Annotated in this window: 13 protein-coding genes and 1 pseudogene; 9 read left to right on the top strand and 5 right to left on the bottom strand. The window is 56.6% G+C overall.

The window, feature by feature from the left end:
• The first annotated feature begins 90 nt into the window (after positions 1 to 90).
• On the top strand, positions 91 to 780 hold the full coding sequence (locus LN050_04470; protein UFS57077.1) for a Bax inhibitor-1 family protein: 690 nt from the start codon (positions 91 to 93) through the stop codon (positions 778 to 780).
• Between the two features lie 106 nt (positions 781 to 886).
• Here LN050_04470 and LN050_04475 read toward each other — a convergent pair whose 3' ends face one another.
• Entirely contained in the window at positions 887 to 2173 is a 1287-nt protein-coding gene (locus LN050_04475) for a YihY family inner membrane protein (protein UFS57078.1), read from the bottom strand.
• A 62-nt stretch (positions 2174 to 2235) separates the two neighbouring features.
• Here LN050_04475 and LN050_04480 point away from each other — a divergent pair, with 62 nt between their 5' ends.
• From LN050_04480 to xth, 6 genes are all read left to right on the top strand, one after another.
• The gene (locus LN050_04480; GenBank protein UFS57079.1) at positions 2236 to 2652 is read left to right on the top strand and encodes a DUF2069 domain-containing protein; all 417 of its coding nucleotides are present in this window, start codon (positions 2236 to 2238) and stop codon (positions 2650 to 2652) included.
• A 5-nt stretch (positions 2653 to 2657) separates the two neighbouring features.
• The gene (locus tag LN050_04485) at positions 2658 to 4085 is read left to right on the top strand and encodes an FAD-binding oxidoreductase (protein ID UFS57080.1); all 1428 of its coding nucleotides are present in this window, start codon (positions 2658 to 2660) and stop codon (positions 4083 to 4085) included.
• A gap of 135 nt (positions 4086 to 4220) precedes the next feature.
• Complete coding sequence (locus LN050_04490; protein UFS57081.1) at positions 4221 to 5057, top strand: thymidylate synthase; 837 nt, start codon at positions 4221 to 4223, stop codon at positions 5055 to 5057.
• A gap of 9 nt (positions 5058 to 5066) precedes the next feature.
• Positions 5067 to 5984 (top strand): DMT family transporter, encoded by a 918-nt coding sequence (locus LN050_04495; GenBank protein UFS57082.1) that lies wholly within the window; start codon positions 5067 to 5069, stop codon positions 5982 to 5984.
• Between the two features lie 5 nt (positions 5985 to 5989).
• Entirely contained in the window at positions 5990 to 6508 is a 519-nt protein-coding gene (locus tag LN050_04500) for a dihydrofolate reductase (protein UFS57083.1), read from the top strand.
• A complete protein-coding gene (xth, locus tag LN050_04505; GenBank protein ID UFS57084.1) occupies positions 6505 to 7287 on the top strand; it encodes an exodeoxyribonuclease III in 783 nt (260 codons plus the stop codon). The genes LN050_04500 and xth overlap by 4 nt, the downstream gene beginning before the upstream one ends.
• Positions 7288 to 7312: 25 nt before the next feature.
• Here the strand turns inward: xth and LN050_04510 are convergent, their stop codons facing one another.
• Positions 7313 to 8167, bottom strand: a complete 855-nt coding sequence (locus LN050_04510) for a helix-turn-helix domain-containing protein (protein UFS57085.1) — start codon at positions 8165 to 8167, stop codon at positions 7313 to 7315.
• Positions 8168 to 8302: 135 nt separating this feature from the next.
• Between LN050_04510 and LN050_04515 the strand changes: the two genes are divergently transcribed.
• Both LN050_04515 and LN050_04520 read left to right on the top strand, forming a co-directional pair.
• Complete coding sequence (locus LN050_04515; protein UFS57086.1) at positions 8303 to 8506, top strand: DUF2061 domain-containing protein; 204 nt, start codon at positions 8303 to 8305, stop codon at positions 8504 to 8506.
• A 46-nt stretch (positions 8507 to 8552) separates the two neighbouring features.
• On the top strand, positions 8553 to 9386 hold the full coding sequence (locus tag LN050_04520; GenBank protein ID UFS57087.1) for a M48 family metallopeptidase: 834 nt from the start codon (positions 8553 to 8555) through the stop codon (positions 9384 to 9386).
• Between the two features lie 12 nt (positions 9387 to 9398).
• Here the strand turns inward: LN050_04520 and ntrC are convergent, their stop codons facing one another.
• The 3 genes and pseudogenes from ntrC to glnA form a co-directional block, all read right to left on the bottom strand.
• Positions 9399 to 10892, bottom strand: a complete 1494-nt coding sequence (ntrC, locus tag LN050_04525) for a nitrogen regulation protein NR(I) (GenBank protein ID UFS57088.1) — start codon at positions 10890 to 10892, stop codon at positions 9399 to 9401.
• Positions 10893 to 10920: 28 nt separating this feature from the next.
• Positions 10921 to 12023 (bottom strand): annotated as a pseudogene (locus LN050_04530) (ATP-binding protein).
• A gap of 99 nt (positions 12024 to 12122) precedes the next feature.
• Positions 12123 to 13538, bottom strand: a complete 1416-nt coding sequence (gene glnA, locus LN050_04535) for a type I glutamate--ammonia ligase (protein ID UFS57089.1) — start codon at positions 13536 to 13538, stop codon at positions 12123 to 12125.
• Positions 13539 to 13599: the final 61 nt, after the last annotated feature.

Here is a 13599-nt window from a genome sequence, read left to right on the forward strand (position 1 = left end):
CAATGGGGTTGCCCTGGCAATGAAGTAATCATTGAGTACACTGGTACCACAGCTTTGGAATGCCAAAGCGCAACACAGGAGAAAACCCTCATGAACCGTCAAGTTGAATCCCTTGGCCGCTTTGGCGCCAGCGTGTCCAACGCCCAGCGCAACAAGGTGTTACGCAACACTTACTGGCTGCTAGCCATCAGCCTGCTGCCAACAGTAGCCGGCGCCTGGATTGGCGTGGCCACTGGCATTACCGCTGCCATGGGCAGCATGATGAGCCTGGTGCTGTTTTTAGGCGGTGCGTTTGCCTTCATCTACGCCATCGAGAAAACCAAGAACTCATCCGCCGGTGTGCCGGTACTGTTGGGCTTTACGTTCTTCATGGGCTTGATGATGTCCCGCCTGATCGCCATGGTCCTGGGCTTTAGCAATGGCGCCGACTTGGTCATGATGGCCTTTGGCGGCACAGCAGCCGTGTTTTTTGCCATGGCCAGCTTGGCCACTGTCGTCAAACGTGACCTCAGCGGCCTCAACCAGTGGCTCACCATTGGCGTTATCTTGCTGATCGTCGGCATGGTCATCAATATGTTTGTCGCCAGCTCCACCGGCATGGTGGTGTTGTCCATGCTGGCGGTTGCCATTTTCAGCGCCTTCTTGCTGGTTGACATCAAGCGCATCATCGATGGCGGTGAAACCAACTACATCACCGCCACCCTCAGCATCTACCTGAGCCTGGTCAACATTTTCCAGAACTTGCTGATGTTGCTGGGCATCTTCGGCGGCGACGACTAAACGTCTTCCCGTCGGCTGACAGCTGATAACAAAGGCCACTGCGCAATAGCCCAGTGGCTTTTTTTGTGGGCACTACACGCTGGCGACGATTTATTGAGTGCTGTCGTTAGGCCTGGTGCAGCACATCACCGGTAGGCAGGGCTTGTTGCACGGTAGCGTGGTGCCAGCCGCTGGCTTGCCACATGGCTTTGCTCTCGCTGGATGCGGGTAACAACAGGGCTTGTACCAACGGCGCTAGCGGCATGCACTCCAGCTTGGCCAGCAGCACGTAACGGGCTTGCTCTTCGTCCAGCTTACCCACCCAATCGAGCTCTAACAGTGCGGCCATGGGCGCTTCCAGGTGTAGCGCATCTATGCGCAACACGGTGGCCAGTTCGTCAGCGCTCATGCCGCGAGGCAAGTCGTTGATGCTGGTGGTGGGGTCCTGGGCCAGACCAATTCTCGCGCGTTGCAGCGCACTGAGTATTTCTAATGCCAGCTGGTAGTCCCAGCCGGGTTGGTCGCTGCGCCTGGCCACGCCGCGCAACAAACTGGGCAAATAGGCAGCCACTACCGCCCCCAGCAGCACCACCGCCCAAGCCAAATAAATCCAGATGAGCAAAATAGGCAAGGTGGCAAACGCGCCGTATACCGCTGAGTAGGTGGGCACTTCGCCCAAATACCACCCCAGGCCTTTTTTCACCACCTCAATGGCGCCAGCCACCAACAAGCCACTGATGAAGGCGTGGCTCCAGCGCACTGTCGCGTTGGGCACATAGTGGTACAGCGCGGCAACGCCAGCGACCATCACAAAGTACTCCAACACATCAAGAACCCATATCCAACTGGCGGCAGGCCCTGCAATAAAGCCTTTGCTGGCAGAGAACAAATAGGTGGCCAAGCTGGCGCTAACCGCCAAGGTGAGCGGCCCCAGCGTTAACACCGCCCAATAGGTCAGCACGCGGTGAGATATAGGGCGCAAGGTGCGCACGCGCCAAATGTCATTGAGCTTGCGGTCAATGGTCAGAATCAGCGCTAAGGCAGTAATGAGCAACACCACAGCACCTACCCAACCAAGCTCCCCTGCCTTGCTGGAAAACTGGTGCAAATACTGCAATACCGTGCGCGCAATTTGGTCAGGCACCAGGCTTTGTACCAGCCACTTTTCCACCACCCCCTCAAAGCGTGCAAATACGGGAAACGCACTGAAAATCGCCAAGCCCACCGTAAACAAAGGCACCAGGGCCATCACCGTCGTAAACGTGAGGCTACTGGCCGTTTGGCCCAGGCGATCTTCGCGAAAACGCTCGCGCAAGGTGATGGCTGTATTGCGCCAAGGGAAGCGGCGCAAGTCGCTCAACACGTCTTGCCAAAAGGATTGCCAAACTTGAGTTGCAGACTGCCATTGCTTCATACCGGTATCATGCCACCAACGCGTGTCACACCGCACGCAAAGCAACCCCAGCGAGACCCACTTTGAGCACAAACAACGCGCCCACACGTACCCCCTCTTCACGCATTGCACTCACGCGCTGGGTGGCCGTGGGCAGCTTGCTAGGTCTTATCGTGGTGGGTTTGGCCTGGGAGTTGTGGCTGGCACCGCTGCGTGACGGTGGCTCTTGGTGGGCCATCAAAGTGTTGCCGCTTTGTCTGCCGCTAGCGGGCTTGCTCAAAAACCGCATGTACACCTACCGCTGGATGAGCTTGCTCATTTGGCTTTACTTCACCGAAGGCGTGGTGCGTGCCTGGTCTGACCAGGGCTTGTCGGCAGGCTTGGCACTGGTACAAACCTGCTTGTGTGTGAGCCTGTTTGCAGCCGCCGCCTTGCATGTGCGCTGGCGCTTTGCCGCCGTGCGCGCAGCGCAGCTCAGTCACGACACAGCAGAGCAGTAACAACCATGAGCCAAACTGCCGTGCTCGACGAGCTGCGACAAGCAGTTGGGCAGGCCCACGTACTGACCGACGGCGACCTATCTGGGTATGTAAACGACTGGCGCAAACGTGCCAAAGGCAAAGCACTGGCCGTGGTGCGCCCAGCCAATACCGAACAGGTGGCTGCTGTGATGCGGGTGTGCTCGGCGTACCGCGTGGCGGTAGTGCCACAAGGCGGCAATACCGGCTTGGTGGTGGGCTCGGTGCCTGATGACACAGGTACACAAGTGCTGTTAAGCCTTGGCCGCATCAACCAAGTGCGCGCTGTTGATGTGGCCAACGCCACGCTCACGGTTGAGGCTGGCTGCATATTGCAAAGCGTGCAGCAAGCTGCTGCAGATGCAGGCATGTACTTTCCACTGAGCTTGGCGTCACAAGGAAGCTGCACCATAGGTGGTAACTTGGCCACCAATGCAGGCGGCACGCAAGTGCTGCGCTTTGGCAACACGCGCGACTTGTGCTTGGGACTTGAGGCCGTCACCGCCAGCGGCGACATTTGGCATGGCCTTGGTGGTTTGCGCAAAGACAACACAGGCTACGACCTTAAAAACCTGCTCATTGGCAGCGAAGGCACATTGGCCGTGATCACCGCCGCCACGCTCAAGCTGTACCCACAACCCGCCAGCAAGTGCGTGGCCTGGGTGGCGCAGCCCAAACTGGACTCGGCGGTTGACTTGCTAGGCTTGGCACGCGCCCATTTGAGTGATGGCCTCACCGGCTTTGAAGTCATGGGGCAGTTTGCACTTGAACTGGTGGCCAGGCACTTCCCAGACCAAGCCATACCTCTATTGGGTAGCGCGTCGTATTACACGCTGATTGAGTTGTCCAGCACCGCCACGTTTGACGACGCGGCCGAGCAACTACAAAACGTATTGGCCTTGGCCCTTGAGCGAGGTCTGGCCAGTGACGCCGTGGTGGCGCAAAGCATTACGCAGGCACAACAACTGTGGTTCATCCGTGAGCATATTCCGTTGGCACAAAGTGCCGAAGGCCTCAATATCAAACACGATATCTCGGTGCCCATCTCCAACATCGCCGTGTTTGTAGCGCACACCCTAGACCTGTTGCAACAACACATCCCCGGCGTGCGACTGGTGAATTTTGGCCACTTGGGCGACGGCAACCTGCACTACAACGTACAAGCCCCTGTTGGTGCAGACGGTCAAGCGTTCCTGCAGCAGTTTGAGCCCACAGTCAACAAACTGGTATTTGACGCGGTCAAACAGTTTGGTGGCTCTATTTCTGCCGAGCACGGCATAGGCAAACTGAAAGCCCACACCCTGCCCCACTACAAAGACCCCACCGCTCTAGCCATGATGCAAGCCATCAAACAAAGCCTAGACCCCCACGGGCTACTAAACCCCGGCGCCATACTCCAACAACTAAACAATTAGGGTCAGATCCCAATTAATGACGGCATTGCACGACGACTGGCCAGATTAATTGGGATCTGACCCTCATTGCTGGGCGTGGTGCTTGTTGCGATGTTGGTATCCTTCAGGGTTGTCGACATACATACAAAGCCCACCATGAGCCAAGCCGTTATCAAAACCCAATACGAAGATTTCATGCGCCATGTGTTTACGCATGGCGTTGAGAAGACTGACCGCACGGGCACCGGCACGCGCAGTGTGTTTGGTCATCAAATGCGTTTTGACTTGAACGAGGGCTTTCCGCTGGTCACCACCAAAAAAGTACACCTCAAGTCCATTATTTACGAGCTGTTGTGGTTTCTTCGTGGCGACGCCAATGCCAAGTGGCTGCAAGAGCGTGGTGTGACCATTTGGAACGAATGGGCAGCGCCCAACGGTGACCTGGGGCCTGTGTATGGCGCGCAGTGGCGCTCCTGGCCCACGCCTGATGGCGGACACATTGACCAAATTGCCGAGGTGGTAGACAGCATAAAAAACAACCCCGACTCACGCCGGATGATTGTGAGCGCGTGGAACGTGTCTGAACTGTCCAAAATGGCGTTAATGCCTTGCCATGCGTTTTTTCAGTTTTATGTGGCACCTGCGGTAGACGGCCAAAAAGCCAAACTCAGTTGCCAGCTATACCAGCGCAGCGCTGATATCTTTTTGGGTGTGCCCTTCAACATTGCCAGCTACGCCTTGCTCACCCACATGGTGGCCCAGCAATGTGACCTGGACGTGGGCGACTTTATTTGGACCGGTGGCGACTGCCACATTTACAGCAACCACCACGCACAAGTGCAGCTACAGCTAAGCCGTGCCGACAAGGCCTACGCCTACCCCAAACTGCATATCAAGCGTTGCCCCAACAGCATTTTTGACTACGAATTTGAAGACTTTGCAGTCCTTGACTACCAGCACCACGACGCCATCAAAGCACCCGTAGCGGTATAAGCGCCCAGCATGCTCACACACAAACAAACATGGGCGCTGCTGGCCCTCACACTGATGTGGGGTGTGAACTGGCCCATGATGAAGCTCTCGCTGCAAGAGATCACACCGCTGTACTTTCGAGCCATCACCATGACGCTGGGCGCGACATGGCTTTTTGTGTACTTCAAAGCCAAGGGCTTTCGCATGTGGCCGCAAGACGCGCAGCAGTGGCGCACCATTGTGTGGCTGGGTCTGCCCAATATTCTGGGCTGGCATACGTTATCCATCATGGGTGTGCAAGAGCTGGCCTCTGGGCGTGCTGCCATTTTGGGCTTTGCCATGCCCATTTACACAGTCCTGTTGGGCGCCTGCCTGTTTGGCCAACCACTGAACAAGCGTGTGTCTGTTGCGGTGCTGTGTGTAGCCCTCACCATTGGCTTGCTGTTGTGGCACGAATTGCAGCAAATATCAGGAAGTCCGTCGGGCGTGCTGTGGATGGAAGCTGCCGCACTGTGCTGGGCTTTGGGCACCTTGCTGGTACGCCGTGCCACCTTCACATTGGCGCCAGAGGTACTGACCGTTTGGATGCTGCTGCTGGCCAGCGTCTGCATTTGGGCACTGGCCATCGCCATAGAACCTGTACCCTCGCCCAGCCAGTTTTCTGCACCCATGTGGGCCAGCCTGGTTTATGGTTTTGTTTTTAACTACGGCTATGCACAAATTATCTGGTTTGGCATGGCGCGTAATTTACCGCCTGCCATCAGCGCCATGAGCGTTATGGCTGTGCCTGTAGTGGGCACACTCAGCGCCACAATAATTGTGGGCGAGTGGCCGCACTGGCAAGACTACGCCGCCCTGATGTTTGGCATGGCCGCCATCGCAGCCGTACTGCTGCCCAGCCGTCACAGCAGTGGCCCCAGCAACGCGAATAGCACCAGCAACACCTAAATGACATGCGCATCAACCTTATTTTTGCCCAAGCCAACAACGGCGTCATAGGCGCCAACAACCAGCTGCCCTGGCATTTGCCGCAAGACTTGGCGCACTTCAAGGCTCACACCACGGGTTACCCCGTCATCATGGGCCGCAAAACCTGGGACTCATTGCCGCCCAAGTTTCGTCCCTTGCCAGGTCGCCTGAACGTGGTGGTCAGCCGTCAAACCGACTTGGCCATTGAAGGTGCGCTGGTGTGCGCCAGCGTTGAAGCTGCCGTGCACGCGTGCGCCGCGCAAACGCCCGCAACTGCTGAAGTGTGGGTCATAGGTGGTGCGCAAATATACGCACAAGCCATGCCGCTGGCCATCCGTGCTGTGGTGACCTACTTGCACAAAGATGTGGCGGGCGACGCCTATGCGCCCAGTTTTGACGCAACCTGGACTGAAACTTCGCGTGAGACGCACACCATTGCCGAGGGTAGTAACGCTGGCTTGAGCTTTAGTTTTGTGACATTAGAAAGACAGGCCACCCCATGAAATTCGCCACCTGGAACGTCAACTCTCTCAACATTCGCCTACCCCAAGTGATTGACTGGCTAGAGGCCAACCCCGTGGACGTTCTGGCGCTGCAAGAGTTAAAGCTGGCGCAAGACAAATTTCCGGTAGAGGCCTTGAACGAAGCTGGCTGGCAAGCCAGTTGGTTGGGGCAAAAAACCTACAACGGCGTGGCGTTGATCAGCAGACAGATACCCAGCAACGTGGTGCACAACAATCCGCACTTCGCTGATGAGCAGTCGCGCCTGATAGCGGGCACGTTCAGAAGCGAGTCTGACAAAAAGGTGCGCGTGATTGGTGGCTACTTCCCCAATGGGCAAGCGCCTGACAGTGACAAATTTGTCTACAAAATGGCTTGGCTAGATGGCTTGCGCAAGTGGCTGCAGCTGGAAATGGGCGTTTATGAGCGCTTGGTGATAATGGGTGACTACAACATCACGTTTGACGCCGCTGATGTATGGGACCCAGCCAGCCTGGAAGGCAGCATTCACTGCACAGCGCAGGAACGCGAGCAGCTGCAAGCGCTGATTGATTTGGGCTTGCACGATGGACTGCGTTTGTTTGAGCAGCCTGAAAAAAGCTTTACCTGGTGGGACTATCGAGACTTTGGGTTCAAGCGCAACAGGGGCATGCGGATTGACCACATTTTGGTAACAAACACAGTAAAAGCTGCAGCCACTGCGGCGTTTATTGACAAGACGCCACGCCACAATGAGCGCCCAAGCGACCATACGCCCGTGGTGCTAGACGCTGCGCTGTAAACCGGCCTAAACACCGCGCGGGCTGTCACACTGGCACGCCCCGCGCCAGCTGGCGCAACCACAGCGCCACTTCGTGGCTTAACACGCTGGCGTCACGCACCAATTGGTCAAAGTGACGCGTTAAGGCCTCTACGTGCTCACGTGTGTTGAACACAAAGTAGGAGCTGCCAACATAAATCACCGCACGGCGCTGACCAAACACCACAATGGGGGCGCTGTAGTATTTGGCGGCATCAAACAAGTGCAGCCTGGTGCTGGGGTACAGCTCTTCACACAAGTCGGCCATGCGCACCAGTTGGTCTTTCACCTGGCCCGCGCTTAACCCAGCCCACAGGCCGGAACGGTTGGCCAAGTCTTGCAGGGTTTGCATGGGCATGACCAACTCGTAGTCCATGCCCACGGTGCGGTTTAAACGCAAACGCTCGTCTTGGTGCGCGCGTGCTTGCTGCGGCGTTTTGCCCGCATACGACGCAAACTCCAGCTCAAGCACGGCTTCAGTCTTCATAAATTCGGGCAACGACGTGGGTGCGCCGCGAATTTTGGCGCCCACAGACTCGCGCAGCCAACGCTCAATGTGGTCGTCTGCGTTGCCTGGCGAGGTGTGAGCCACCTCTAGCGACTCTTTCAAAATTTCACCCGGCGATTGCGTGGAGTTGGTCAAACCAAGCAGCCAGTCTGTGCTCACGCCCAGTGTGTTGGCCAAGTCCGCCACCACGTGACCAGAGGGCAAACGCACGTGGTGCTCATTGAGCAAGGCTGAAATGGTTGAGCGATCAACCCCGGCCAGCTCAGCCAGTGTGGTGCGGTTGAACTGGCGCTTGAGCATAGACGCGCTCAAGCGCTCACGAAACAGGGTGCAACGGGCAGATTTGGTCAGCATGAGTGCATTATCCCATTACGTGATAACTATCAACAAATATGAGTAAATAGTACATATTCCACGTTGAATCACGCCGGCAAGACCATAAAAATAGCCCTCGTGAATCCAAGAACACATCAACGAGGGAGTAACACCATGGAACAAAAGAAACGCACTTGGACCAAGGCATTCACTTGGCAGCTCATCGGCTTTGTTGTGATGACTGTTATCAACTACGTGTACATGGGCAGTTTCCAAAGTGGCCTGGGGCTGTCTACGCTGCTGACCAGCGTAGGCTTGGTCACCTACTACCTGCATGAGCGGGCGTGGTCACACCTGTCCTGGGGCGTGACAAAATAAAGGCTTCCGCAACAACGGCGCTGTTGCCGTTTTAGAGACGCCCTTCATGTTGTCACACAAACCACGTTCGCCTTTTGTTCGCTACGTCAAGTTCACGCTGATTGCAGCCATCGTTGCTGTCAGCGCCTGCTCGTCAACCACAGGCGGCGGTTTGGTAGGCGCAGACAGACGCCAACTGATGCTGATTTCCGAGCCTGAAGTGAATGCCATGGCGCAACAGGCCTATGCAGAAGTGATAACAGATGCCCGCAAAAAAGGCACGCTGAACACCAACAAAACCCAGCTCAGGCGTGTACAAGCCATCACCAAACGGCTGATTCCTCAAACCACCATATTTCGCCCAGACGCTGGCCAGTGGAACTGGGAGGTCAACGTCATCAGCTCTAAAGAACTAAACGCCTGGTGCATGCACGGCGGCAAAATTGCGGTGTACACCGGTATCATTGAGCAGCTCAAACTCACAGACGATGAACTGGCTGCCATTTTGGGCCATGAGATGGCGCATGCGCTGCGTGAGCACTCACGCGAACAGCTGTCGCAGTCCGTAGCCACCGACTTCACACTCAACGTAGGCGCAGCGCTGCTGGGCTTGGGCGCAGGCACGGCCAACCTGGCGCAAGTTGGTGCAGACCTTATCCTGAAGTTGCCCAACAGCCGCGCCCACGAAACAGAAGCCGACCGCATTGGTGTTGAACTGGCCGCGCGCGCCGGCTACGACCCTCGTGCTGCACTGAGCCTGTGGCGAAAAATGGGCGCTGCCTCCGGCGGCGGCGGCGGTGCAGCGTGGCTGTCTACCCACCCATCAAACGAGCAACGCACGCAAGACTTGGGCGTTTACAGTGAGCGCGTCATGGGCTTGTACACAAAAGCTGAAAAATAACGCACGCGGCTGTTAGTCCGCATCCAATCCCAGTTCCTGGATTTTTCGGGTAATGGTGTTGCGGCCTATACCCAAACGGTTGGCGGCTTCCACGCGTTTGCCGCCTGTGTGCAACAACGCTGCTTCTATCAAGGCGGCCTCTAGCTTATTGGTCAGTTGCTCCCACACATTATGCTGACCACTGCTCAGCAAACTCAAGGCCTCCTGGCGTACTTGGTCAGGCCAATGCAAGCCCACCGATTGTGTGCGCTCAGGGGCTTGCGCTGCAGGCGCAACCGCCAACTCATCTGTAGCCGTAGGCAAGGTCTGCGCAGAAACCGAAGTGGCCGCGGGCAACGCCTGAGCGGCCAAGACCTCTGGCGGCAAATCTTTTACATCCACCACTTGGGCTGGTGCCATGACGGTGAGCCAATGACACAAGTTCTCCAACTGGCGCACGTTGCCCGGAAAAGTAAACCTGGACAGCACAGCCATGGCAGCGGCGGATATGCGCTTGGCCTCAACACCCAGCTGCTTGGCACTATGCAGCATAAAGTGCTGTACCAACACCGGTACATCATCCAAACGCTCGCGCAGCGCTGGCAGGCGCAAGCGAATGACGTTCAAGCGGTGGTACAAGTCTTCTCTAAACCCGCCAGCAGCCACGCGCTGCTCAAGGTCTTGGTGAGTGGCGGCAACCACGCGCACTTGCGTTTTGATGGCCGTGTGCCCACCTACGCGGTAAAAGTGGCCATCGCTCAGCACGCGCAACAAGCGGGTTTGCAGATCAAATGGCATGTCGCCAATCTCGTCTAAAAACAAGGTGCCGCCCTCGGCTTGCTCAAAGCGCCCGCGGCGCATGGCTTGCGCACCTGTAAATGCGCCGCGCTCATGACCAAACAACTCAGACTCCAGCAAGTCTTTGGGGATAGCCGCCGTGTTAATGGCCACAAAAGGCCCTTGCGACATAGGTGAATGCTTGTGCAGGGCTTTGGCTACCAGCTCTTTGCCGCTGCCAGACTCACCTGTAATGAGTACCGTCACATTGCTTTGGCTTAAGCGGCCAATGGCGCGAAACAGCTCTTGCATGGCCGGCGCCTGGCCAAGCATTTCGGTGCTGGGCGCTTGTGGCTGCGCTGCGACCGTATCTTTTTCTGATTCTTGCAAGGCGCGCCTGGCCAACTCTACAGCTTTGGTGACATCAAAGGGCTTGGCCAGATACTCAAAGGCACCACCTTGAAACGCGGACACGGCGCTGTCCAGGTCTGAGTAGGCCGTCATGATGATGATGGGCAAATCGGGTTGACGCGCTTTAACTTTGGCCAACAAGTCCAGACCGTCGCCGCCTGGCATGCGTATGTCACTGATGAGCACACTGGGCGCATCCATACCTGTGACATGGCTCAATGCGGCCAACACGTCGTTGGCGTTGGTAAAGCTGCGCGTTAGCAAACCGTCACGCTGCAATGCACGCTCTAAAACAAAGCGAATCGATTGGTCATCGTCAACAAGCCAGATGGGTTTCATGTGGGGTACTCGTCTGGTTAGTTCAAAGTTATTGCAACGGTATAGACAACTTAAAGTCTGTGCCTATGGCGGAGCTGTCGCATTCAATCAAGCCGTTGTGCTGCTGCACAAAGGTTTGCGCCAGCGTTAGCCCCAGCCCTGTGCCGCCGTCACGCCCAGACACAAGGGGATAAAACAAGCGGTCCTTGATGGCCTGTGCAACGCCGGGGCCGTTGTCAATGACATGCAATTCCAGCGCCAATTTGTAACGTACCTTGGCCAACGTGACCTGGCGGGCAATACGTGTTTTAAACGTAATGCGCGCATCGCCCGCATCACGCCGCTGACTCAGGGCCTGAGCTGCGTTTTGCGCGATGTTGAGCACCGCTTGTATCAACTGCTCGCGGTCACCCCTGAACTCGGGCAGCGACGTGTCGTAGTCACGCACCACTTGCAGACCCTGCGGGTATTCGGCCAACACCACGGCGCGCACACGCTCGCAAACTTCGTGAATGTTCACGTCACCCTCTACATGGCGGCTGCGGTGTGGGGCCAACAGGCGATCCACCAGTATTTGCAGCCTGTCGGCCTCGTGAATAATGACTTGGGTGTACTCGCGCAAGTCTTTGCGCTCCAAGTCCATTTGCAGCAACTGCGCTGCGCCGCGTATGCCACCTAACGGGTTTTTTATCTCGTGGGCCAAGCCGCGTATCAGCTCTTTATTGGCCAAGGCTTGGTCAACCAAGCGCTCTTCGCGCTCCAGGCGAAGCTGCTGCTCCAGGGGCAACAGCTCTAGCACGGCCTCGCCTGCCACGCCTGTTGGCGAGAGCACACATGCACAGGCACGGTCAAACCTTGCGTGCTGGTAGCACCACCCAGCAACACATGCGCCTCAAAGCGCATGGCTGCGCAGTCATCACCATTGGCGCCTTTAAGCGCCTCGCTGATGGCGTTTGCGTCTACAAAGTAATTGGCAATTTGGCTACCCAACAACACTTTATTGGATACCCCCAGCAGGTCTTCAAACGCGGCGTTGACCTCCAGGATCATGCCGTCTTGACGCACCACAGCAACAGACGTGGCCAGCATATCCAGACCAGCGTAGCGCGACGCTTGAGGCGTGTTGGTGAGCGGCTTGTGCTTTGATGGCATACAAATAAGACTTGCAATGGGTACAAAAAAGGGCAGCCTAAGCCGCCCTTTTTTATGCAGGCGCCGCTGGGTCAAACACCCAAGTGCGCTGCACCATGGTTACAGGCTGTAGTACATGTCGAACTCAACGGGGTGAGTTGCAGTACGGAAGCGCGTAACCTCGCCCATCTTGAGCTCAATGTAGGCGTCCAACATGCTGTCAGAGAACACGCCACCTTTGGTCAGGAACGCGCGGTCTTTGTCCAGGTGCTCCAAGGCCTGATCCAGGCTGTGACACACGGTGGGTACCAACTTGTCCTCTTCGGGTGGCAAATGGTACAAGTCTTTTGTGGCGGCCTCGCCCGGGTGGATCTTGTTTTCCACGCCGTCCAGACCCGCCATCAACAATGCCGAGAAGCCCAAGTAGGGGTTCATCAATGGATCTGGGAAGCGCGCCTCAACACGGCGACCCTTGGGGTTGGCCACGTAAGGAATACGGATAGACGCGGAGCGGTTCTTCGCTGAGTAAGCCAGCTTCACTGGCGCCTCAAAGCCAGGCACCAAACGCTTGTAGCTGTTGGTGCCGGGGTTGGTGATAGCGTTGAGCGCACGGGCGTGCTTGATGATGCCGCCTATGTAGTACAGCGCAAAGTCTGACAAACCAGCGTAGCCGTCACCAGCAAACAGGTTCTTGCCGTCTTTCCACACAGATTGGTGCACATGCATGCCAGAGCCGTTGTCGCCAACGACTGGCTTGGGCATAAACGTAGCGGTTTTGCCGTACGCATTGGCAACGTTCCAAATCACGTACTTCATGCTTTGCGTCCAGTCGGCACGCTCTACCAATGTGGAAAACTTGGTACCGATTTCGGCTTGGCCCGCGCCTGCCACTTCGTGGTGGAACACCTCAACCGGGATGCCCAATGACTCCAGGATCAACGACATTTCAGCGCGCAAGTCATGCATGCTGTCAACAGGTGGCACTGGGAAGTAACCGCCCTTGACCGTGGGGCGGTGACCGCGGTTACCGCCTTCCAGCTGCTTGCCTGTGTTCCATGAGGCTTCGTATTCGTCAATCTGGTAGCCGCAGCCACCCATGTCGTTGTTCCAACGCACGCCGTCAAAAATGAAGAACTCAGGCTCTGGTCCAAAGTAGGCGGTATCGCCCAGGCCTGATGCTTTGAGGTAGGCCTCAGCACGCTTGGCAATAGAGCGCGGGTCACGGTCGTAAGCTTTGCCATCGCTAGGCTCGATCACGTCGCAGCTCATGAACAGCGTGGTCTCTTCAAAGAAGGGGTCGATGTTGGCAGTGGCTGCGTCAGGAATGAGCAACATGTCAGAGGCTTCAATACCCTTCCAACCAGCTACGGACGAGCCGTCAAAAGCGTGGCCAGACGTAAACTTGTCTTCGTCAAAGTGAGACACGGGCACTGTTACGTGCTGCTCTTTACCGCGGGTATCTGTAAAGCGGAAATCAACAAATTTCACTTCGTTGTCGCTCACCATTTGCATCACGTCTGCAACGGTCTTGGCCATCAAAATCTCCTGAAGGTTTAAAAACGGGTACACACCCGAACTAGGTATTGTGCTTTGGAAA

It is taken from the genome of Comamonadaceae bacterium M7527 (genome assembly GCA_021044545.1).
Classification (GTDB): domain Bacteria; phylum Pseudomonadota; class Gammaproteobacteria; order Burkholderiales; family Burkholderiaceae_C; genus RS62.

What these genes read in the sequence shown, in the direction of transcription:
- LN050_04475 (UFS57078.1), bottom strand. Translation starts at nt 2,173, where the DNA reads ATGAAGCAATGGCAGTCTGCAACTCAAGTTTGGCAATCCTTTTGGCAA.
- LN050_04510 (UFS57085.1), bottom strand. Translation starts at nt 8,167, where the DNA reads ATGCTGACCAAATCTGCCCGTTGCACCCTGTTTCGTGAGCGCTTGAGC.
- LN050_04485 (UFS57080.1), top strand. Translation starts at nt 2,658, where the DNA reads ATGAGCCAAACTGCCGTGCTCGACGAGCTGCGACAAGCAGTTGGGCAG.
- xth (UFS57084.1), top strand. Translation starts at nt 6,505, where the DNA reads ATGAAATTCGCCACCTGGAACGTCAACTCTCTCAACATTCGCCTACCC.
- LN050_04520 (UFS57087.1), top strand. Translation starts at nt 8,553, where the DNA reads ATGTTGTCACACAAACCACGTTCGCCTTTTGTTCGCTACGTCAAGTTC.
- LN050_04500 (UFS57083.1), top strand. Translation starts at nt 5,990, where the DNA reads ATGCGCATCAACCTTATTTTTGCCCAAGCCAACAACGGCGTCATAGGC.
- LN050_04495 (UFS57082.1), top strand. Translation starts at nt 5,067, where the DNA reads ATGCTCACACACAAACAAACATGGGCGCTGCTGGCCCTCACACTGATG.
- ntrC (UFS57088.1), bottom strand. Translation starts at nt 10,892, where the DNA reads ATGAAACCCATCTGGCTTGTTGACGATGACCAATCGATTCGCTTTGTT.
- LN050_04490 (UFS57081.1), top strand. Translation starts at nt 4,221, where the DNA reads ATGAGCCAAGCCGTTATCAAAACCCAATACGAAGATTTCATGCGCCAT.
- glnA (UFS57089.1), bottom strand. Translation starts at nt 13,538, where the DNA reads ATGGCCAAGACCGTTGCAGACGTGATGCAAATGGTGAGCGACAACGAA.
- LN050_04515 (UFS57086.1), top strand. Translation starts at nt 8,303, where the DNA reads ATGGAACAAAAGAAACGCACTTGGACCAAGGCATTCACTTGGCAGCTC.
- LN050_04470 (UFS57077.1), top strand. Translation starts at nt 91, where the DNA reads ATGAACCGTCAAGTTGAATCCCTTGGCCGCTTTGGCGCCAGCGTGTCC.